This is a genomic window from Pseudomonas sp. TAE6080 (assembly GCF_018732265.1).
In the GTDB taxonomy this organism is placed as follows: domain Bacteria; phylum Pseudomonadota; class Gammaproteobacteria; order Pseudomonadales; family Pseudomonadaceae; genus Aquipseudomonas; species Aquipseudomonas brenneri.
In genome coordinates, this window is record NZ_JAHIDY010000019.1 from 21,084 (window position 1) to 42,589 (window position 21,506).

The following is a 21,506-nucleotide window of genomic DNA, read 5'->3' on the forward strand; positions in this document are numbered from 1 at the left end:
CGCAAAATTGGCAGGCCGGACTAAGCTTGGTCTCCAACAAAAAATATAACGAGCGCCGCCATGACCCATCCCACCGAGGCCTTTCGCGAACGCTACCGCGCCGCTGTCCACCCGCGCTACAACCCGTGGCTGCATGCCGGTTTTGTGCTCAGCTACGGTTTGTTCTGCATCATCCTGGCCTGGGGCAGCACCCAGCACATTCAGGCTTGGGAATGGCTGGCCGTGCCCCTGACGCTGGTGTTCTTCAACCTGTGTATCTACCTCGTCCATCGCCACCTGGGCCATCATAAACACGGGTTTTCCAAGCTGTTCTATGCACGCCACACGGGTGATCATCACAGTTTTTTCACCCCCGGCCATATGACTTACGACAGTCCCAGGGACTGGCGGGTGATCCTGTTTCCGGCCTGGCTGATCATCCTCCACAGCCTGGCCGTCACCCTCCCCGCGTGGTGGCTGCTCAAGCAGCTCAACCCCAACGTCGCCGGGTTGTTCGCCGGATGTATGATCCTGGGCTACCTGCTCTACGAAATCTTCCATGCCTGTGAGCACCTGCCACCCGACCATCCCCTGGCCCGCTTGCCGTGGATCCGGCATATGCACCAACTTCACGCGTTGCACCACCGTCGCGAGTTGATGCAAGGCCGCAACTTCAACATCGTGCTGCCGCTGATGGATTATCTGTTCGGCACGTTGCACTGGGAGCCCGCCACGCGCCCCTCCAAAGACTCTCGGGAAGCACCATGAGCCAAAAATTCCGTCATTTGCTGTTGCTGGTACTGATCGCCGTCGTGGCCTTTCTGCTGCTGATGCCCACCGAGGTCCAGCCGGTCAATTGGGCACCGCCCAAGGCACCCTCGATGCAGGATGGGCCTTACAGCGAGAACCTGCGCCTGAAGGATGTCCAGCGCATCGGCGCCCAGGACATTGCCGGGCCCGAGGCATTGCTGGTGGATGCCCAGGGTTGGCTGGTCACCGGCCTGCATGATGGGCGGATCATCCGCACCGCGCCCGACAGCCAGACCCTGGAAGTGCTGGCCAACACCGGCGGCCGCCCGCTGGGCCTGGCACAGCACCCGGACGGGCGCCTGATCATTGCCGATGGGGTCAAGGGCCTGCTGGCGCTGGATGCCCAGCGCAAACTGACCACCCTGAGCACCAGCGCCAATGGCGTGCCTTTGGGTTTCACCGATGATGTGACGGTGGACGCCGCCGGGCGCTACGCCTATTTCAGCGACGCCTCCAGCCGCTGGGGTTATGGCCAGGATGGAGAGGCAGTCATCGAGCATGGCGGCGATGGCCGGCTGCTGCGCTATGACTTTCACAATGGCCAGACCGAGCTGTTGCTCGATCAACTGCAATTCGCCAACGGCGTAGCGCTGGGGCCGGATGAACGTTATGTGCTGGTCAATGAAACCGGAGCCTATCGCATCAGCCGCTATTGGCTCAAGGGCGACAAGGCGGGCACCCATGATCTGTTTATCGACAACCTGCCGGGGCTGCCGGACAACCTCACCTTCAACGGTCGGGACCGGTTCTGGGTGGCGCTGTACTCACCGCGTAACCCACTGCTCGATGGCTTGGCCGGTTACCCCGCGATACGCAAGATGATGGTGCGGGCGCTGATAGTGGTGCCCAAGCCCATCGAGCGCAAAGCCTTTGTGCTGGGGCTGGATGTGCAGGGCCAGGTGGTCGCCAACCTGCAAGATGGCAGCGCGGGCAACTATTCACCGATTACCAGCGCCCGCGAACATGGCGAGTGGCTGTACCTGGGCTCGCTGAAGAACACCAGCATGGCGCGCTTGCCGCTGAAGCTGGCATTGGCTTTGTAGGAAACGACGAAGCCCTCAAGACTTGAGGGCTTCGTCGCCGGCAAGCCGGCGCCTATAGAAGTGGGCGGGGGTTAACGCACGATGGTCTGGCTGCAAATGTGGCCCAGGCTTACGTACTGCGTGATGTTGCCGCCTACGCCCACGCCCGGGAACTCCTTGAGCTCGATGCGCCAGCCGCCCATGTTGAACCAGGTCCGCCAGTTGTACGTCTGGCCGGAGGAGCTGTCCGGGTAGACCACATTCAGATCGCCGGAGCAGGTACCCAGGTCGACACTGCCGGAGGCCGCGCCAGTGATGCCAGTCTTGGCCTCGTAGTCGACCCAGTGGTAGTTGATGGTGTCATCAAAGCGCTTGTCGACCCGCAGCACCGGGGTCACGCCGCGCAGCGGCTCGCCGGTGCTGTCCGACCATTGGGTGCTCCAGCTCAGGCTGCGGGCGGCCTGGGTAGCCAGTTGCATGATTGAGCTGGGGATACGCACCACGTTGTCGCCGTTCACATTGTTCTGGTTCAGTCGTGGCGCCGAGCCAAAGGACAGGATGTAGCGCGCCTGTGGGTTGAGTGCCACTGCCGGGTTGGCCCGTACCCGCACCTTGACGGTATAGCCAGGCGTCAGGCTTGGGTAGGTGGAGGTGTTGTTCGGCTGGATCACCACCCAGTTGTTGCCATCGAAGCGCTCGAAGATCCACTGGTTGCGAGTGCCCTCGCCATCATCGCCCAGGAACATGCCCACGCCCTGGCCACGCAACGAGGTGAAGTCGAAGTAATCGACATCGTTGACGCTGTCCAGGTTACCGGCCACCTGGTTCAGGGCATCCGGCAACACGAACGCGGTCTGCGCGGTGTCATTGGGTTCGAAGGCGTCGATATTGCTGTCCACCGCCACGCCAAAACTGAACTGCCCATTGCTCGCGGTGTTGGCCACCATGTACCAGTAATAGTCGCCGGCGGGCATCACGCCATTGAGGTATTCGTCGGCGCTGCCTGCGTTATCAGAGGTGCCCAGCAGCGTCAGGTTGCCCTGGCCGTCGTCCTGGAACAGGCTCAATGACATGTCGGTGCCGGCGCTCTGGTTCAGCAGTTGCACCTGGATGCGCGCGCTTTGCGCCAGGTTGAAGTGGTAGGCAACTTCCGCCCCGGTTTCCACGCCGGTCACGTTGTACAGGGTGTTGATATCCAGAGTCGGGAACAACGGTGCAAAGGCTGCAATCGCTGCACCTTGCAGTTGTTTCTCGTTGGTTTTTTTCAGCTCGTCAACCAGCGTATCCACCGGCGCGTTGCTGACTGCGGCCTTGCTTGCCGCAGCCTTGGCCTTGCCGGCCTTGGCCGCCTTGAGCGTTTGCTTGAGTTCGGCCGCAAGCTTCGACGGCTCAACCTGGCCACCGACTTTAAGCGCCTGGTCGACCGCATGCTTGACCGCCTGGGCGGACAGTTTGGCAGGGGTTTGCGAAGGGTATTGCTCCGCCAGGGCAAACGCCGAAACAAAGCAGGCCGCCGTCATGGCTGCGCCCAGCATAAAGGCTTTTTTTGATTTCATTTTTTATCCATCCATAGTTAAAAAATTGGTGGCTTTGGTGCGCGGTGAAATCCGTTCACCTGGGATGGACTGTAGGCTGATACTGTATATTTGTACAGTATATTTTGAAATAAATGCGAGAAAGGTGTGCGCAGTGCCGTAGGAAGAAACGACAAAGCCCAGGCAGTGCTGGGCTTTGGAAGACTAGGCTACCACTGGCGCCAAACGTACCAAGACAGCACAGCCGCGACATAGATCATCGAGAAGTAAAACGGCCACGTGACCCAGCGTTTGAGTGTCAACGGGACTGAGTCCAATTCCTCCCTCGTCACTTCGCCACTTTTCACATAGCTGGCAGGCCACACAAAAAACTGCACAAACACGCCCATGCGCATGCTTTTATCAATCGACTTGTTTCGTCCCCAAAAACGCTTGTAGTGCTGGACCGTTTCGTTTTCGCTGAAATAGCTTTCCAACTCATCTAGTTTTTTGTACTCGACGTACAATGTCAGGCCCAAACAAACAAACATTCCAAACGCCAGCGTTATCAGAGTTAACTCATTTAATGACATGTTCATATTCCTGCGGGCTTATATAAAAGGTCGCCCATATCTCCTCCAATAAGCCCACCTATAGTTCCCCCGCTATACCCACCAACAGCACCAGCAACAACTGCGCACATCAATTGTCCTTGCCCTTTCAACGCGACACCTAAGACTATCTTGCAGGGTGGTCCCTGGTCTTTGATTACCACTCACACCAAACGAGCCAGGCAGTCACAGCCAAGCCATATATCAATGACAAGTAAAACGGCCACAGTACCCAGCGCTTAAGCGTCAAAGGAACCGAGTTCAATTCTTCCCACGTCACATCATTGCTCTTTACGTGAGTTTTTGGCTGCATGAAAAAGCCAACAAGTATGCTCACCCGCATGGTTCTATCGATGGCTTGACTCCTACTCCAAAAACGCTTGTTTCGTTGTACCACTTCGTTTTCTGTGAAATAGCTTTCCAATTCATCTAGTTTTCTGTAATCCACGAACAGCTTTAACCCTAGGCAAATAAAAGGCATCACAAATAACAGGATCAGAATGAAGGTGCTTGCAGTCATCATTGCAGCCCTCCAAATTCATATATCAAATCGCCTACTTTTGCACCGACAATGCCACTACCTGTTCCCAAGGACGAGCCACCGAGTGCGCCCCCGACAATCCCACAAAAAAGCTCACCTTTACCTTTAGTTGCTAATCCAAGCACTATCCTGCACCCACGACGCCCTATTTCTGCACCTAGGACTCCACCTACCGCTGCCCCAGGCACCCCACTCGCCAGCCTCCCCCCTTCTACATATTTGACCCTGCTGCACTTTTCGCCCCGATCCTTCATACACGCCTCCTTGATCTCCAACCCCGCCACCCCCACATCCAGCGCCAGCCCCACATACGTGCCATTGCCCAAAAACTTCGACGTCTGGGCAATGCTTTTGATGCGCTGGGTGTAACCGGCGATCTCACTCTTATCCAGATAGCTCCTGGTCGAAATCCCCAGCACTTTTTTCAACGATTTATGGCTCTGCAAACTGGTACCAAAACGTGCCGCACCTTGCAGTTGCACCTCCAGCTTGTTGAACAGAACCTGGCGATGACGCACAAAATTGTTGCGATCCAGCACCCCGTCCTTGAGCTGCCGGTGCAACCGCTCAACCTCCTCCAGCGTGTGCTTGACCTCATCCAGGTGTCGACCCCATGCCGAGGTGGCACTGCCTACACCTAAAGAGCTGTAGCCGAGCAGGCTTTGCAGCAAATCATACTTGCCGACCACCGCTGTCCCGAGCGCCGTGTCCTGTTCCAGGCCTCGATGGATTGCCTCGGCATGGCGCATCAACCAGGCATCATTGAAGGTGCAGGCCATGCCGTAGTCATTGGGAATAATCACCATCTGCCCAGGTGTGACCAGGCCGTGGCGCAAGTGCAGGTTCAACGCATCGAACTGCGCCGACAGTTGGTTGTAGGATTCCTTGAGCAAACTGGATTTCAAGCTGTGAAAATCTATGGTCCGGTCATTGATATACGCCTGCGCCATCGCCCGCATCCCTGATGCAATGAATAGGGCGTAGGAATATAAGTAAGCAGAACGGGCCTGGCACAAGCTCAGGGATGAAAAGCGGCTTGTCGATTACATTTGGGAAGTTGCCTACTATGCGAGTGATCAAGACCTACAGAAAGTCCGCCATAACTCCCCCCCGAATGCCAACTGTGTAGGCGCGAGCTTGCTCGCGAAGCTCTTCAGAACCACCCGATTAATCCAGAATTAACGTGTCGCCTGGAGGTTCTTCGCGAGCAAGCTCGCTCCTACAGTATTAACCGTGCGCAGCGCGATTTTTTCACATTGATTTCACTGCCCGCCCACGCACCGAACTCTAGATTGCCTGCCAACACAAACAGCAATGTATGAGCTCCTCCAGGGTGAACAGTGTGGTTGACATGATCCAGGCCAAGCCCCGCGCAGATCGGGGTTTGGCGAAAACGCTCAGACAGCTGTGGCTGCGGTTCATCGCACTCATCGCCCTGTGTCTGCTAGTGATGGGGGCCATGCTCTGGCCTACTTCACCGCAGAATCTGGGGGCCGACAATCGCCTGATCACTTCAGGGGCCCTGGCGGCCTGGCGCAGTGGCAACCTGATCGTGCTGGTGCGCCATGCAGAACGCTGCGACCGCTCCAGCAATCCGTGCCTGGGCCCCGCGGATGGCCTGACCCGTCCCGGCAGTGTCTCGGCAGCAGCAGTGGGTTCCGCGTTCCATGCCCTGGGCATGTCCCACAGCGATGTGTTGAGCAGTCCTACCACTCGCACCGTGCAAACCTCACAGTTCATGTTCGGCGACGTCCATGTATTACCCGATCGCCTGACCTTGTGTGGCGCCACACTCGCGCACGACCTGCCTGCACGCAAGGTCGCCGGACGCAACCTGCTACTGGTCACCCATAGTGAATGCATCGGCGACCTGGAGCGGGTCCTGGGCTACCCCCATGCTGACGGTGCCGAATACGGCAGTTCGCTGTTTGTCCAGGTGCGCAGCAACGGCAAGCTCAAGGTACTGGGCGTACTCAACAGCCAGGACTGGGCCACCGCCCTTGAGCATCTTTAACGGTCAGCTCACGATATCACTGCGCCGCAGTTCACCCTGCACTTGCAGCACGAAGGTCGGATCGTTGGGCTCCCCAGCAATCTGCAACGTGCTCAGGTTCAACAGCCGGTCATAGGCAACGATGGCTTCACCGCTCGCCCCGGAAAACCGGCTGACAAACTGCAGCGGCTTATCACCCAGTTGCGCCCTGATACCTGATACATCGACTTTATCCTGGCCGCTGACAAAATCCTCGATCCGGTCCGGTGCCGCCGCGCTGGACTCGTTGATCTTGCCATAGACAAAGGTGTCCTTGCCCTTGCCGCCCCACAACCTGTCAGCCCCCTCGGCGCCGTAGAGCACATCGTTCCCGTCACCGCCGCGCAACTCGTTATTCGCGGCGTTACCGATCAGCCAGTCGTTGCCTGACCCGCCAATGGCGTTCTCGATAGTGGTGCCATAAGCAATGGAAACGTTGCCTTTAAGGCCACCCACATCGGAAAACGTACCCTCTTTGAGACTGATTTTTTGATCCTGGACGTAGCCCGAAAAATCTAGCGTGTCATTACCGCCACCGTCCCAAATGGCGGCAAGCATTTTGTCGTCCTTGGTATTGACGCTGAGGAAGTCACGATCGGTATTGGAATTGAAGCCGTAGGTGGTGTCGTCTTTGCGGGTTTGGTGATTGGCGCCATATTTCGATTGGTAGGCAGAAATATCGTCGAGTTGAGGAGCCGATGCCCGGAAACCACCGTGATTGGCATAGGTCGTGCGTTCCCCCCGGTAGCTCATGACACTATGGCTTTGAGAGTCTTCATGGGAGTCAATCTTCGTGCGATCAAGAACGCCATTGTAGTTACCCGGATGCGTAAGCCCCATCGCGTGGCCCAGTTCATGGATGATCGTGTGGCGACCGGCATCACCATGGTGGGCCTTGGGCACGGACATTTCTTCATCATTGTTCACAAACCAGACATCGCCTCCCCGGCCTTTATTATCCGGCAGTACCGTATGGGGTTGAGCGTCGATGGATTTATTATTCTTATCAAATCTCTGACCATAGTTACCAATTGTAATATGCCCTTCACTCTTGGCGGTCCTGGGCCCTTCGTTGAACTTGACGTTCGCGACATCGGCAATTGATTGAAGGCTGAGTTCGGTTTGCTTCCTTTGATTTTCAAGGATCGATGTGAACCCTGTCTTGCCACCCCGCTTCAGGTTTTTGTCAGCCGGCGCAGGTAGAAACTCGTAGCTGACATCGTACGTGCCGTCACCGTTCTTATCCGGCCATCCGGGGCTGCCACGCCACAGCTGCCGTACGGCCTCTTCAGTGGTTTTGGACTGCAATCCGTTGTGCTTGATCGTACCGCCGCGGTCATCGCGATGTCGGAACTGGTCAATATCCTGGAACGCGCTGCTTACTCGTGGTGTAACTGCAGACATAAATACCCTCACTGAGCCAGTAACCCTTTTTCAAAGCTGAACCGAGCAGCGTGGTGCTCGCTTCAAACATGAACTTGAAGGGTTACGGCGGGGCAAGAAATACGATTTGTCTTTGAAACGAGCAGGAAAGAGTAAAGCCCTGCACAAGGCTCACGCCCGCCCTATCACCCCAGCAACGGAATCACCCGCAACGGTCTGACCGATTTGTAGGAAAAACTCGAATAGATTTCCTTCACACACGGCAATGTCTGCAACACCTCGCGGGCAAATTCGCCGAAGGACTCCAGGTCCCTGGCCACCACTTCCAGCAAAAAATCATAGCGCCCGGATACGTTATGGCAGGCGACGATTTCCGGGATGTCCAACAGCCGCTGTTCAAACGCCCGGGCGATTTCCTTGGAGTGGGTGCCCATCATGATGCTGACAAACGCCGTCACCCCGTAGCCCAGGGCCTTGGGCGAAAGAATCGCCTGGTAGCCGCTGATCACACCGCTGTCTTCAAGGTTCTTGACCCGGCGCCAGCACGGCGAGGTGGTCAGGGACACCCGTTCGGCCAGTTCGGCGACGGTCAGGCGCGCGTTGCCTTGCAGGGCGTTGAGCAGGGCTTTGTCGGTACGGTCCAGACTGCTGGGCATGTCTTGCCTCAAATCATTATTTTTATGGGGTTTCATCCTTCGCCACAGGTTTTTCTCGGCAAAGTAGGCAACGTTCGGCCTCGGTTATGAGCATAGCATTGTAGGAAATAAGGAGCGTCCGACATGAAAAATAAACACAACACATTCGGCTTTTCCACCCGTGCCATTCACTACGGCTACGATGCGCAAGACCACCACGGTGCCCTGGTGCCGCCGATCTATCTGTCGGCGACCTTTGCCTTCCCGACCGCCGAGTACGGCGCAGGGTGCTTTGCCGGTGAAGAAAACGGGCACTTTTACACCCGTATCTCCAACCCGACCCTGGCGCTGCTGGAGTCGCGCATGGCCACCCTGGAAGGTGGCGAAGCCGCAGTGGCGTTCAGCTCCGGCATGGGGGCGATTGCGGCAACCTTCTGGACCTTGTTGCGCCCCGGCGATGAAGTGATCGTCAGCCAGACGCTGTACGGCTGCACCTTCGCCCTGTTGCACCACGGCATCGCCGAGTTCGGGATAAAGGTGCGCCATGTCGACCTGTCGGACCTCGACGCCCTGCGCGCCGCACTCTCCCCTGCGACCCGCATGATCTACTGCGAAACCCCGGCCAACCCCAACCTGCAATTGATCGACATTGGCGCCGTGGCCAAGATCGCCCACCAGCAACCCGGCATTACTGTGGTGATCGACAACACCTACTGCACCCCGTACCTGCAACGCCCGCTGGAACTAGGTGCCGACGTGGTGGTGCACTCGGCCACCAAGTACCTCAGCGGCCATGGCGATATCACCGCAGGCATCGCCGTCAGCCGCCACGACCTGGCACAACGGATTCGCCTGCAAGGCTTGAAAGACCTGACCGGTGCCGTGCTGTCGCCCCAGGATGCGTTTTTGCTGATGCGTGGCCTCAAGACCCTGGCCCTGCGCATGGATCGCCATTGCAGCAATGCCCAGGCGGTGGCCGAAGCATTGCAGGCCCACCCGGCAGTGGAGTCGGTGACCTACCCAGGCCTGCGCTCCTTCCCACAATACGAGCTGGCAGCACGTCAGATGAAACTGTCGGGCGGCATGATTGCCTTCGAACTCAAGGGGGGGATCACCACGGGCCGACGCTTCATGAACGCGCTCAAGCTGTTCAGCCGCGCGGTCAGCCTGGGCGATGCCGAATCCCTGGCCCAGCACCCAGCGAGCATGACCCACTCCACCTACACCCCGGAACAACGTGCCCAGCACGGAATTTCTGAAGGCCTGGTGCGGTTGTCGGTGGGGCTGGAGGATATCGCAGACCTGCTGGCCGATATCGAGCAGGCCCTGGCTCATTGCGTCAAGCGTGCTCCCGCGCTCAAACAGGCGACGCACTCTGTGTAATGACGGGTTATTTGACCAGGCGGGTTTCCTTCGACGGCCGATAGCCGAAATAGGCGCTGTAGCATTTACTGAAGTGGCTCGGCGACACAAACCCGCAGGCCACCAGCACATCGACCTGGGACAGTTCGGTGTGCTGCAACAAGCGTCGCGCTTCGGTGATGCGCAACTCCAGGTAATAGCGCTGCGGCGTGGTACCCAATTGCTCGCGGAACAAGCGCTCCAACTGGCGCCGTGACCGCCCGGCATACACCGCCAGTTGCTCCAGGGCCAGGGGCTCTTCGAGGTTGGCATCCATCAGGCGCACCACCTCGCGCAACGGCGCACTGACGCAGATATTTTCTGCGGGCTTGATCCGCCGGTAGCGCGACTCCTCAAAGGCCAGGATATCTTCGATACCTTCCACCAACGCTTTGTCGTGCAGGCTCTTGATCCAGTCCAGGGCCATATGGAACGCCCCCGAAGGACTGGATGCGCTCAGGCGATCGCGGTCGATCACATAGGGCTCGCTACTGACCAGCGTGGCCTTGGCGATTTCCGTCAGGGCCGGGCGATGTTCCGGGTGAATGGCACAGCGATAGCCGTCCAGCACCCCGGCCTTGCCGAGGAACCACGCACCGTTCCATAAGCCGGCAAGGATCACCCCCTGTTGCGCCGCAGCCTTGAGCAGTTCGATGAAGGTTTCGCTGGCCTTGAGCTGGGTGCGATAACCGCCGCAAATCACCAGCAGGTCAAGGTCCGCCAGCGCGCTGTTATCGAGGCGTGCGTCGGGGCGAATCACCAGGCCCAGGTCGCTGATCACCTCCTGGTCGTCCAGGCCGAAGGTGCGCGAGGTGAACAGCCCCGGACGTAACAGATTGGCCGTGATGAAGGTGTCCAGCGCCTGGGTGAAGGCCGGCAGTGAGAAATGCTCCAGCAGCACAAACCCCGCACGGATCAGGCGCGGGGCCTGGCCCGGGGTTTCGTTCAGGTAGCGCAGGTTCTTGCCTTTCATGCCGCCGCTGAATTGCCGTCTTTCCATGATTGTCTGACCTGCCTACGACGCGCCATCGCCAGTCAACCCGGCGTTTACAAGCGATTAAGGCTTGATGTTCTTCAACTGGTTGAGCAGTTCAAGCAACTGCTGCAATTGCTCTTCGCCGAACTGCTCCTGAATCCTCTGGTAATTGCTTTCCATTCCCGCGCTCATCTCGACGAAACACTGCTGCCCCTGCTCGGTGAGGTTCACGAACACGCGGCGCTGGTCTTCGCTGGACTTGCGGCGGCGCACGAGGCCGTCGCGTTCCAGGCGTGCCAGGACGCCGGTCATGCTCGGCTTGAGGATGCAGGCCAGGTGCGCCAGTTGATGGCTTTCCAGTTCGCCTTGCTGGCGCAGGATACGAATCACCCGCCACTGCTGCTCGGTCAATTGATGTTCATTGAGCAACGGCCGGAAAAACGCCATGGCAGCTTCGCGGGCCTGCAGCAGGGTCAGTGTCAGGGAAGGTCTGGGAGTGGACATGGTTCACGCGCAAAAGAGATCGAAGCGTCGAAGCTTAGGGTCGGCTCCATGGGCATGCAAGCCGGCCGCTGCACAAACTCGTTAATCTCGATATGAATTACTTACAAGAATCACAAATTTTCTACCCATAATAAATATAACATGTTAACAATATGCCAATCCCTTCAGCGATCCGAAGGGCGATACCTACAAAAACAACAAAAGGAATCTGTCATGCATTTGCGCCTCCTCCCCTTGGCGGCCAGCGCCGGCCTGTGCGCTACGTTCAGCCCCTTGAGCGCCTACGCCGAGTTTATCCAGGACAGCAAGGCCAGCCTCGACCTGCGCAATTTCTACATGAACCGTGACTTTCGCCAGACCAACGCGCCGCAAAACAAGGCCGATGAGTGGGCCCAGGGTTTTGTGCTGCGCCTGGAGTCGGGCTACACCGAAGGCCTGGTGGGTTTTGGCGTGGATGCCCTGGGCGAGCTGGGGGTCAAGCTCGACTCCAGCCGTGACCGGCGCGGTACCGGCCTGCTGCCTTATGGCGCCAGCCAGCAGCCCGTCGACAACTACAGCGAACTGGGCCTGACTGCCAAGGTGCGGGTGTCGAAAACCGTGCTCAAGGCCGGCACCCTGCAACCGCAGTTGCCCGTCGCCGCCTACAACGACACCCGGCTGCTGCCCTCGACCTACACCGGTGAACTGCTCACCTCCCAGGACATCGCCGGACTGACCCTGAACCTGGGCCGCCTGGAAAAACAAAACCTGCGCGACTCCTCCAGCAACGACCAAATGAGCTACGCCGGCGTCGACAGCAGCCACCTGGACCTCGCCGGTGGCACCTATGCAATCACCCCAACGTTGGCGACGACCTACTACTACGCACAGATGCAGGATATCTACCGCCAGCACTTTATCGGCCTGGTACATGACTTGCCGCTGGCCGAAGGCATCAACCTGCGCAGCGACCTGCGTTACTTCGACACACGCGAGCAAGGCAGCCATGCACTGCGTGGCGCCTCACGGGTGGACGGTGGGCGGATCGACAACCGTTTCTTCAACGGCATGCTGAGCCTGTCGATGGGCGGCCACAAGGTTGGCCTGGGCTATCAGAACCTCTCGGGCGACGGCGATTTCGCCTACCCGGGCCTGGACCCCTACTCGGTCAACCTGGTGACCATCAACGTGTTCACCAAGGCTGAGACTGATGCCTGGCAAGCGCGCTACGACTATAACTTCGCCGCCTTCGGCCTGCCGGGCCTGACCTTCATGACGCGCTATGTCGATGGCAGCCATGTGCAGACCGCCAGCGTGCGCAATGGCCGCGAATGGGAGCGCGATACCGACCTGACCTACACCGTGCAGAGCGGGCCACTGAAGAACGTCAACGTGCGGCTGCGTAACGCAACGCTGCGCTCCAGCAGCGGCCTGACCAGCGATATCGACGAAAACCGCATCATCGTCGGCTACAGCCTGGCGCTGTGGTGATCAACGCAGGCCGGATTGGCGCAAGCGGTATTCCCCTGGTGTGATCTGCGCATAACGCTGGAAAAACCGGCTGAAATAGGCCGGGTCCTTGAAGCCCAGTTGGTAGCAGATTTCATTCGCGGAACTGCCGGTAAACAGCAACAGGCGCTTGGCCTCCTGCATCAGCCGTTCAAGCACCAGGCGCTTGGACGGCAGGTCGGCAATGCGCCGGCATACGTCATTGAGCCGCGCTTCGGTGACGCCGATGGCTTCGGCATAGGCCGACAGCGGCCAGTGCAGCAGATAGTGGTCTTCGATCAGCTCATTGAAGCGATGGAAGATGCGCAGGTCTTCATGACGCGCCGGGCGTGCTTCCAGGGAATTGGCGCTGAGCCTGAGCAAGCTGATCATGATCAACCGGGTCAGGCTTTCCAAGGCCGTTGCACGACCGGCTCCGGCGCTGTTGATTTCGTTGCACAACTCGTCAAACAGCCATTCCAGGCGCTTGATCTCGGGCTGGAACTGCGGCGCCAGACGGGCCAGCGCCACACAGGCCGGCGGCACTTGCGGACCGGGCGCAAGGCTTGGGTCGGCATCGATCAGCGCCCGCACCCGTTGCTGGCGTACGGTCAATACATGGCCGTCGGCGTCGGCTTCGGTGACGAAGGCATGGGCCACCGTCGGTGGCGTCAGGAAAAACATCGGCCCGGATTCCAGGTATTGCTGGTCGTCGAGGTAGACCCGCACCGCGCCACTCTTGACGTAATGCACCTGGAAAAACCGGTCATGGCGATGCACGGGCATGTTGCGCCCGAAAAATCCCGCCAGGTTGCCGAGTCGGTCGTAATGCACGTCGGCATCGCTGTAGCGCTGGTCGTAGACCTGGCCGATGTTGATATTGGGGATCGGTTTCACAGGCATCTCTTTATTGTTTTTTGCACCCGATGATTTTGCCACGCTTGACGGTAGTTAACATATTAATTATAACGTTAACACATTAACGAACTGCCTCGAGAGCAGTCGCCATCGCCAGGAGAAATCCATGAGCCGTACCCTGCATGATGTTGCCAGCGGCACCCTGTTCGGCGTCGCGCTGAACTACCAGGGCTTGCTGAACCAGCGTCTCGCTGAATTCGAACAGCCGCCGTACCAGAAGCCACCGGTCAAGCCGGTGCTGTTTATCAAGACGCCCAATACTCGCAACCGTCATGACGGCGTGGTGTTTCATCCGGCTGGCCAGCGCCTGCAACCTGGCCCGGCGCTGGGCGTGGTAATGGGTAAAAGTGCCAGCCGCGTCAGCGTGGAAAATGCCCTGGATTATGTGGCGGGCTACACCATCGTCAATGAGTTCAGCCTGCCGGAAGACAGCTACTACCGCCCTGCCGTCAAAGCCAAGTGCCGCGACGGGTTCTGCGCCCTCGGCCCGCAACTGGTGGCCCGCGAGCAGATCGCCAACCCTCATCAGTTGAGCCTCAAGCTGTTCGTCAACGGCGAGCTGCGCCAGCAGAACACCACCGCCAACTTTGTGCGTGATATTCCCCGCCTCATCGCCGAAATCAGCGAATTCATGACCCTGCATGAGGGCGATGTGCTGATCACCGGCACGCCTGAAGGCCGGGTGGATGTGCAGCCCGGCGACACCGTCGAAGTCGAGATCAGCGGCCTGGGCCGCCTGGTCAACCACATCCAGGCCGAGGAACACCCATGAAACACGCGCGTATCCGTTTTGAAGGCCAGGTCCATCAAGTCCACGTCGAAGATTTCAATGCTGTGCGCCTGGCTGACGGTCGGTTGCTGGCCCAAGACCAGGTCGAGTGGCTGCCACCGGCCACCGGCACTATGTTCGCCCTGGGCCTGAACTACGCCGACCATGCCGCCGAACTGGCCTTCGCCCCGCCGACCGAACCGCTGGCGTTCGTCAAGTCGCCGGGCACCTACACCGGGCATAACCAGGTCACCTGGCGCCCCGACAACATCGTCTACATGCACTACGAGTGCGAGTTGGTGGCGGTGATCGGCAAGCCGGCGCGCAACGTCAAGCGCGAGGACGCCCTGGAGTACCTGGCCGGCTACACCGTGTGCAACGACTACGCGATCCGCGACTACCTGGAAAACTACTACCGTCCCAACCTGCGGGTGAAAAACCGCGACGCCACCACCCCGGTCGGCCCGTGGATCGTCGATGTGGCCGATGTGCCAGATCCGAGCAACCTGACCCTGCGTACCTGGATCAACGGTGAACTGCGCCAGGAAGGCAGCACCCGCGACATGATTTTCGATATCCCCTACCTGATCGAATACCTGTCCAGCTTCATGACCCTGCAACCCGGCGACATGATCGCCACCGGCACCCCCGAAGGCCTGGCCGACGTGATGCCTGGCGATGAAGTGGTGGTGGAAGTCGAAGGCGTCGGCCGCCTGGTCAACCGAATTGTCAGCGAGGCGGACTTTTTCACCGCCGCCAAAGAGGCTTGAGCACCATGATCAAACATTGGATCAACGGCCGTGAGGTCGAAAGCAAAGACACCTTCATCAACTACAACCCGGCCACCGGCGAGGCGATTGGTGAAGTGGCCAGCGGCGGCGCCGAGGAAGTCGCCCAGGCCGTGGCTGCCGCCAAGGAAGCCTTCCCCAAGTGGGCCAATACCCCGGCCAAGGAACGTGCGCGCCTGATGCGCAAGCTCGGTGAACTGATCGAGCAGAACGTGCCCCGCCTGGCCGAGCTGGAAACCCTGGACACCGGCCTGCCGATCCACCAGACCAAGAACGTGCTGATCCCGCGGGCTTCGCACAACTTTGATTTCTTCGCCGAGGTCTGCACGCGCATGGACGGCCACAGCTACCCGGTGGACGACCAGATGCTCAACTACACCCTCTACCAACCGGTGGGTGTGTGTGGCCTGGTGTCGCCGTGGAACGTGCCGTTCATGACCGCTACCTGGAAGACCGCACCGTGCCTGGCCCTGGGCAACACAGCGGTGCTGAAGATGTCCGAGCTGTCGCCGCTGACCGCCAACGAACTGGGGCGCCTAGCGGTTGAAGCGGGGATTCCCAACGGTGTGCTCAACGTGATCCAGGGCTATGGCGCCACTGCCGGCGATGCCCTGGTGCGCCACCCTGATGTGCGGGCGATTTCCTTTACCGGCGGCACCGCCACCGGCAAGAAAATCATGCAGACCGCCGGCCTGAAAAAATACTCCATGGAGTTGGGCGGCAAGTCGCCGGTGCTGATTTTTGAGGACGCCGACCTCGAACGCGCCCTGGATGCCGCGCTGTTCACCATCTTTTCGCTCAATGGCGAACGCTGCACCGCCGGCAGCCGGGTGTTTATCCAGCAAAGCGTATACCCGCAGTTCGTCGCCGAATTTGCCGCCCGCGCCAAGCGCCTGATTGTCGGTGACCCGCAAGACCCGAACACCCAGGTCGGCTCGATGATCACTCAAGCCCACTATGACAAAGTCACCGGCTACATCAAGATTGGCATCGAAGAAGGCGCAAGCCTGGTTGCAGGCGGCCTGGAACGTCCGGCCAACCTGCCGGCGCACCTGGCACGCGGGCAGTTTATCCAGCCCACCGTGTTCGCCGATGTAAACAACAACATGCGCATCGCCCAGGAGGAAATCTTCGGCCCGGTGGTGTGCCTGATCCCCTTCAAGGACGAAGCAGAGGCACTGCGACTGGCCAACGATACCGAGTATGGCCTGGCGTCCTATATCTGGACCCAGGACATCGGCAAGGCCCATCGCCTGGCCCGTGGTATCGAGGCCGGCATGGTGTTCATCAACAGCCAGAACGTGCGCGACCTGCGTCAGCCGTTCGGCGGGGTCAAGGGTTCCGGTACCGGCCGTGAAGGCGGCCAGTACAGCTTTGAAGTATTCGCAGAGATCAAGAACGTGTGTATCTCCATGGGCAGCCATCACATCCCGCGCTGGGGCGTGTAACTGTAGGCGCGGGCTGGCGCGCGATGGTCGTTAACGATAACGCTGGCTGTCAGGGTTAACGCGGCGACCTTGCGTTTTTCGCGAGCGAGCTCGCTCCTACAGGGTCCGCAGAGCACCAACAAGAATAATGAATTGAGGAGAGTCATCATGGGTGAAGTCGTCCTGGCGGCGAAAATCTGCCACGTCCCTTCCATGTACCTGTCGGAACTGCCGGGCAAGCACCACGGTTGTCGCGCCGCGGCGATTGCCGGGCACAAGGAGATCGGGCGCCGCGCCCGTGAGCTGGGGGCCGACACCGCCGTGGTGTTCGATGTGCACTGGCTGGTCAACAGCGGTTATCACGTCAACGGTGGCGAGCGCTTCCAGGGCACTTACACCAGCAATGAGCTGCCGCACTTCATCAAGAACATGGAGTACGCCTACCCCGGCTGCCCGGAATTGGGTGAACTGATCGCCGCCGAAGCCAACCTGGCCGGGGTGCGCACCATGAACCACAACATCCCGAGCCTGGAACTGGAATACGGCACCCTGGTGCCCATGCGCTACATGCACATGGATGTGCCCGAAGAACAGAAATTCAACGTGGTCTCCATCGCCGCCTGGTGCGCCTGGCATCGCCTGCAAGACAGCTTCGCCTTCGGCGCCGCCGTGCGCCGGGCCATCGAGAAGAGTGATCGCAAGGTGCTGGTGCTGGCCTCAGGATCGCTGTCGCACCGTTTCTCCGACGACCGCGAGGCCGAAGCCAACATCCACAACTGGACCCGCGAGTTCGACAAACAAGTGGACATGCACGTGGTGCAGATGTGGCGCGAAGGCCGCTTCAAGGAGTTCTGCGCGATGCTCCCGGACTACGCCGAACACTGCTTTGGCGAAGGCAAGATGCACGACACCGCGATGCTCCTGGGGTTGCTCGGCGGGCCGGAATACAACCGCCCGGCCGAGATCATCACCGAGCCGTTCGGCAGCTCCGGCACCGGCCAGATCAACGCCATTTTTCCAGTATGAAACAGCTGTAAGCCGCAAGCTGCAAGCCTCCTCTTGCAGCTCATCGCTTGAAGCTCACTGCTGCCGACAACGGAGGCCCTCATGCCACATTTCATCGCCGAATACACCGACAACCTCGAACCCCAGGCCGACCTGCCGGGACTGTTTGAAAAGGTCCACCAGGTGCTGGGAGACAGTGGAGTGTTCCCCCTGGGCGGTATCCGCAGCCGCGCCGTACGCCTGGACACCTGGCGCATGGCCGATGGCAAGCACGACTACGCCTTCGTCCACATGACCCTCAAGGTCGGCCACGGCCGCGACCTGCCGACCCGCCAGGCCGTGGCGCAAACCCTGTTCACGGTGATCACCGAACACTTCGCCGCCTTGCAGGCGCAACGGCTGCTGGCCCTGTCGTTCGAGATGATCGAGCTGCACCCGCAACTGAACTTCAAGCAGAACAACGTCCATGCGTTTTTAAGCAACCAGGCGGGCTGATATCCATCAACTGAACGAGATCACCTGTAGGAGCGAGCTTGCTCGCGAAGATCGTCAACGATAACGCGTGCCTGCTGGATAACCGCGATGGCCTTGAGGTCTTTGCAAGCAAGCTCGCGCCTACAGTGGGTTTCATTCGCTTGACGGTGCAGTCTCGCCTCCACAACGGCCTCTCAGACAAAAAGTACAACACTATGAGCACAGCCAATACCGCCCACAGCGTCACCCTTGCCGAGCATGATCGCACCCACAGCACCGTCACCTGGCGACTGATGCCGTTGTTGCTGATCTGTTATTTGTTTGCCCACCTGGACCGGATCAACATCGGCTTCGCCAAGATGCAGATGAGCACCGACCTGCACTTCAGCGACACGGTGTATGGCTTTGGTGCCGGCCTGTTCTTTATCGCCTACGCGCTGTTCGGCGTGCCCAGTAACATCGCCCTGGACCGCGTCGGCCCACGGCGCTGGATTGCCTGCCTGATGGTGGTGTGGGGCATCCTGTCCACCAGCATGCTGTGGGTCGAAAGCGCCAGCGGCTTCTATGTCCTGCGTTTTCTGCTGGGGGTGGCCGAGGCTGGCTTCTTCCCGGGGATCCTGGTGTTTCTCAACCGTTGGTACCCGGCCCGTCGTCGGGCGCAGATCACCGCCCTGTTCGCCATCGCCGTGCCCATGGCCGGGGTGATTGGCGGGCCACTGTCCGGCGCGATCCTGGAGAATTTCCATGACTTTGGCGGCATGCGCGGCTGGCAGTGGATGTTCTTGATCGAAGGCGCGCCGGTCGTGCTGTTGGGCCTGGTGGTCCTCAAGTGCCTGCCGGACAGCTTTGAAACGGTGAAGTGGCTCAACGACACGCAAAAACAACAGCTGCGCGAGCAGTTGAGTACCGAGGAAAAACGCAAATCCATTACCTCCTTTGGCGGGATCATCCGCGACCCACAAGTCTGGCTGCTGGTCGCGATCTATTTTGCCGTGATGCTGGCAGTCAACACCCTGGCGTTCTGGATGCCCACCCTGATCCATGGCGCCGGTATCGGCCGTGACAGCCAGGTCGGCCTGTTGAGCGCCGTGCCGTACCTGGCCGGGTGCTTCTTCATGATCGGCTGCGGACGCTCCTCGGACCGTAACCGCGAACGCCGCTGGCACTTGTGCGTACCGCTGCTGATGGCCGCCGTGGGCATCGCCATCACCGGCCTGGCGCCGGGCAACCCGCTGTTGGTGATGAGCGGCCTGATCATCGCCGGCATGGGCGCCAGCGCCGCGCTGCCGATGTTCTGGCAACTGCCACCGGCGTTCCTGTCCAACTGCACCCAGGCCGCCGGGATCGCCATGATCAGCTCGTTTGGCAGCATCGCCTCGTTCCTCGCGCCGTACCTGATCGGCTGGATGCGCGACACCACCCAAAGCGCGAGCCTGGCCCTGTATGTGCTGGCGCTGTTTATCGCCCTTGGCGGCCTGCTGGTGTTGCGCACCAACGCCGCCATCGTCAATCCTCAGTAAGAGAGTTTCGTCATGCTTGATCCACAGCTCATCCTGCAAGCCGCCGCCCAACTGGACCACGCCGAACGCAGCCGCGAACAGGTACGCCAGTTTTCCCTCGATCATCCGGACATCACGATCGAGGACGCCTACGCCATCCAGCGCGCCTGGGTCGCCCAGAAGATCAAGGGTGGGCGCAAGCTGGTCGGGCACAAGATCGGCCTGACCTCGCGGGCCATGCAGGTATCGTCGAACATCACCGAACCGGACTACGGTGCGCTGCTCGACGACATGCTGTTTGAGGAAGGCACCGACATTCCTTTCGAGCGTTTTATCGTGCCGCGGGTCGAAGTGGAGCTGGCGTTTATCCTCGGCAAGCCACTCAAGGGGCCCAACTGCACGATCTTCGATGTGCTCGATGCCACCGAGTGGGTGATCCCGGCCCTGGAGATCATCGACGCACGCATCCAGCAGATCGACCCGCACACCAAGGCCACACGCAAGGTGTTCGACACCATCTCGGACAACGCCGCCAATGCCGGCGTGGTCATGGGCGGCCGTGCGGTGCGCCCGACCGAGATCGACCTGCGCAAAGTACCCGCCGTGCTGTACCGCAACGGCGTGATCGAAGAGTCCGGGGTCTCGGCCGCCGTGCTCAACCACCCGGCCAAGGGCGTGGCCTGGCTGGCCAACAAGCTGGCGCCCTACGACGTCACGTTGTTGCCGGGGCAGATCATCCTCGGTGGCTCCTTCACCCGCCCCGTGGCGGCCAGCCCGGGCGATACCTTCCATGTCGACTACGACATGCTCGGCTCGATTTCCTGCCGTTTCGTCTGACCCCAGGAGGACTGTTTCATGGACATGCCTGTCAACCGCTTCAAGCAGCGGCTCAATAGCGGTGAAGCGCAAATCGGCCTGTGGCTCGGGCTGGCCGACGCCTACTGTGCGGAACTGGCGGCCAATGCCGGTTTCGATTGGCTGTTGATCGACGGCGAACACGCACCCAACGACCTGCGCGGCATGCTCGGCCAATTGCAGGCCGTGGCGCCCTACGCCAGCGAGGCGGTGATTCGCCCGGTGATCGGCGATACCGCGCTGATCAAGCAGGTGCTGGATATCGGCGCACAGACCTTGTTGGTACCGATGGTCGAAAGCGCTGCCCAGGCCCGGGAGCTGGTGCGCGCCATGCGTTATCCGCCCCAGGGCATACGCGGGGTGGGCAGCGCCCTGGCGCGGGCTTCGCGCTGGAACAGCATCGACGGCTACCTGGACCAGGCCGATGCGCAGATGTGCCTGCTGGTGCAGATCGAAAGCCTGCAAGGCCTGGCCAACCTGGATGCAATTGCCGCCGTTGAAGGCGTCGATGGGGTGTTTATCGGCCCGGCGGACTTGAGTGCGTCCATGGGGCACCGGGGCAATCCGGGGCACTCGGATGTGCAAGCCGCCATCGAAGATGCCATCGCACGGATTCGCCAGGCGGGCAAGGCCGCGGGGATTCTCAGTGCCGATGAGAAACTGGCCCGGCGTTATATCGAGCTGGGCGCAGGGTTTGTCGCGGTCGGGGTGGATACCACCGTGCTGATGCGTGGGTTGCAGGGGTTGGTGGGGAAATTCAAAGGTACCCAGGCACCGGTCAGCACGGGTGGCGTGTACTGATCCCTTCCAAACACCTCAGGTGCAAAATGTGGGAGCGGGCTTGCCCGCGAAAGCGGTGGTTCAGCCGGCGAATATATCGACTGACACTCAGTCAT

Annotated in this window: 22 protein-coding genes; 13 read left to right on the forward strand and 9 right to left on the reverse strand. The window is 59.9% G+C overall.

Annotated elements, in window-relative coordinates; translation table 11 throughout:
* Positions 1–60: 60 nt before the first annotated feature.
* Positions 61–747: a sterol desaturase family protein gene (locus tag KL786_RS15560; RefSeq protein WP_215518191.1), complete on the forward strand. Its 687-nt coding sequence runs from the start codon at positions 61–63 to the stop codon at positions 745–747.
* Complete coding sequence (locus KL786_RS15565) at positions 744–1,832, forward strand: SMP-30/gluconolactonase/LRE family protein (protein ID WP_215518192.1); 1,089 nt, start codon at positions 744–746, stop codon at positions 1,830–1,832. Before KL786_RS15560 ends, KL786_RS15565 begins: the two co-directional genes overlap by 4 nt.
* Positions 1,833–1,903: 71 nt before the next feature.
* Here the strand turns inward: KL786_RS15565 and KL786_RS15570 are convergent, their stop codons facing one another.
* The 4 genes from KL786_RS15570 to KL786_RS15585 all read right to left on the reverse strand — a co-directional run bounded on the left by KL786_RS15570 (position 1,904) and on the right by KL786_RS15585 (position 5,427).
* Positions 1,904–3,367 carry a hypothetical protein gene (locus KL786_RS15570; RefSeq protein ID WP_215518193.1) on the reverse strand — a complete coding sequence of 488 codons (1,464 nt, stop codon included), beginning with the start codon at positions 3,365–3,367 and terminating at the stop codon, positions 1,904–1,906.
* Between the two features lie 188 nt (positions 3,368–3,555).
* The gene (locus KL786_RS15575; protein ID WP_215518194.1) at positions 3,556–3,918 is read right to left on the reverse strand and encodes a hypothetical protein; all 363 of its coding nucleotides are present in this window, start codon (positions 3,916–3,918) and stop codon (positions 3,556–3,558) included.
* 175 nt (positions 3,919–4,093) lie between these two features.
* A complete protein-coding gene (locus tag KL786_RS15580) occupies positions 4,094–4,459 on the reverse strand; it encodes a hypothetical protein (RefSeq protein ID WP_353844669.1) in 366 nt (121 codons plus the stop codon).
* Positions 4,456–5,427, reverse strand: coding sequence for a hypothetical protein (locus tag KL786_RS15585; RefSeq protein WP_215518195.1), 972 nt, complete (start codon positions 5,425–5,427; stop codon positions 4,456–4,458). The genes KL786_RS15580 and KL786_RS15585 overlap by 4 nt, the downstream gene beginning before the upstream one ends.
* Before the next feature lie 509 nt (positions 5,428–5,936).
* Here KL786_RS15585 and pmrG point away from each other — a divergent pair.
* Entirely contained in the window at positions 5,937–6,491 is a 555-nt protein-coding gene (gene pmrG / locus KL786_RS15590) for a lipopolysaccharide core heptose(II)-phosphate phosphatase PmrG (protein ID WP_252193748.1), read from the forward strand.
* Positions 6,492–6,494: 3 nt separating this feature from the next.
* On the opposite strand, the gene KL786_RS15595 is transcribed toward pmrG, so the two are convergent.
* Together KL786_RS15595 and KL786_RS15600 are read right to left on the reverse strand one after the other, a co-directional pair.
* Positions 6,495–7,913, reverse strand: a complete 1,419-nt coding sequence (locus KL786_RS15595) for a serralysin family metalloprotease (protein ID WP_215518197.1) — start codon at positions 7,911–7,913, stop codon at positions 6,495–6,497.
* Between the two features lie 164 nt (positions 7,914–8,077).
* Entirely contained in the window at positions 8,078–8,548 is a 471-nt protein-coding gene (locus KL786_RS15600) for an Lrp/AsnC family transcriptional regulator (protein ID WP_215518198.1), read from the reverse strand.
* 123 nt (positions 8,549–8,671) lie between these two features.
* On the opposite strand from KL786_RS15600, the gene KL786_RS15605 reads away from it, so the two are divergent.
* A complete protein-coding gene (locus KL786_RS15605) occupies positions 8,672–9,910 on the forward strand; it encodes a methionine gamma-lyase (RefSeq protein WP_215518199.1) in 1,239 nt (412 codons plus the stop codon).
* 7 nt (positions 9,911–9,917) lie between these two features.
* Here the strand turns inward: KL786_RS15605 and souR are convergent, their stop codons facing one another.
* Together souR and hpaR are read right to left on the reverse strand one after the other, a co-directional pair.
* Positions 9,918–10,928 (reverse strand): transcriptional regulator SouR, encoded by a 1,011-nt coding sequence (gene souR, locus KL786_RS15610; protein ID WP_215518200.1) that lies wholly within the window; start codon positions 10,926–10,928, stop codon positions 9,918–9,920.
* Positions 10,929–10,985: 57 nt separating this feature from the next.
* Entirely contained in the window at positions 10,986–11,408 is a 423-nt protein-coding gene (gene hpaR / locus KL786_RS15615) for a homoprotocatechuate degradation operon regulator HpaR (protein WP_215518201.1), read from the reverse strand.
* A gap of 213 nt (positions 11,409–11,621) precedes the next feature.
* On the opposite strand from hpaR, the gene KL786_RS15620 reads away from it, so the two are divergent.
* A complete protein-coding gene (locus KL786_RS15620; RefSeq protein ID WP_215518202.1) occupies positions 11,622–12,878 on the forward strand; it encodes an OprD family porin in 1,257 nt (418 codons plus the stop codon).
* Here the strand turns inward: KL786_RS15620 and hpaA are convergent, their stop codons facing one another.
* Entirely contained in the window at positions 12,879–13,778 is a 900-nt protein-coding gene (hpaA, locus tag KL786_RS15625) for a 4-hydroxyphenylacetate catabolism regulatory protein HpaA (protein ID WP_215518203.1), read from the reverse strand.
* A 121-nt stretch (positions 13,779–13,899) separates the two neighbouring features.
* On the opposite strand from hpaA, the gene KL786_RS15630 reads away from it, so the two are divergent.
* From KL786_RS15630 to hpaI, 8 genes are all read left to right on the forward strand, one after another.
* On the forward strand, positions 13,900–14,565 hold the full coding sequence (locus KL786_RS15630; protein ID WP_215518204.1) for a fumarylacetoacetate hydrolase family protein: 666 nt from the start codon (positions 13,900–13,902) through the stop codon (positions 14,563–14,565).
* Entirely contained in the window at positions 14,562–15,332 is a 771-nt protein-coding gene (locus tag KL786_RS15635; RefSeq protein WP_215518205.1) for a fumarylacetoacetate hydrolase family protein, read from the forward strand. Before KL786_RS15630 ends, KL786_RS15635 begins: the two co-directional genes overlap by 4 nt.
* Positions 15,333–15,337: 5 nt before the next feature.
* Complete coding sequence (gene hpaE, locus KL786_RS15640; protein ID WP_215518206.1) at positions 15,338–16,798, forward strand: 5-carboxymethyl-2-hydroxymuconate semialdehyde dehydrogenase; 1,461 nt, start codon at positions 15,338–15,340, stop codon at positions 16,796–16,798.
* 147 nt (positions 16,799–16,945) lie between these two features.
* Positions 16,946–17,803 carry a 3,4-dihydroxyphenylacetate 2,3-dioxygenase gene (gene hpaD, locus KL786_RS15645; protein WP_215518207.1) on the forward strand — a complete coding sequence of 286 codons (858 nt, stop codon included), beginning with the start codon at positions 16,946–16,948 and terminating at the stop codon, positions 17,801–17,803.
* Positions 17,804–17,884: 81 nt separating this feature from the next.
* Entirely contained in the window at positions 17,885–18,277 is a 393-nt protein-coding gene (locus tag KL786_RS15650; RefSeq protein ID WP_215518208.1) for a tautomerase family protein, read from the forward strand.
* A 194-nt stretch (positions 18,278–18,471) separates the two neighbouring features.
* The gene (locus KL786_RS15655; protein ID WP_032863789.1) at positions 18,472–19,776 is read left to right on the forward strand and encodes an MFS transporter; all 1,305 of its coding nucleotides are present in this window, start codon (positions 18,472–18,474) and stop codon (positions 19,774–19,776) included.
* Positions 19,777–19,788: 12 nt separating this feature from the next.
* Entirely contained in the window at positions 19,789–20,592 is an 804-nt protein-coding gene (gene hpaH, locus KL786_RS15660) for a 2-oxo-hept-4-ene-1,7-dioate hydratase (RefSeq protein WP_029294342.1), read from the forward strand.
* Positions 20,593–20,610: 18 nt separating this feature from the next.
* Positions 20,611–21,411 carry a 4-hydroxy-2-oxoheptanedioate aldolase gene (gene hpaI / locus KL786_RS15665; protein WP_215518209.1) on the forward strand — a complete coding sequence of 267 codons (801 nt, stop codon included), beginning with the start codon at positions 20,611–20,613 and terminating at the stop codon, positions 21,409–21,411.
* Positions 21,412–21,506 lie beyond the last annotated feature (95 nt).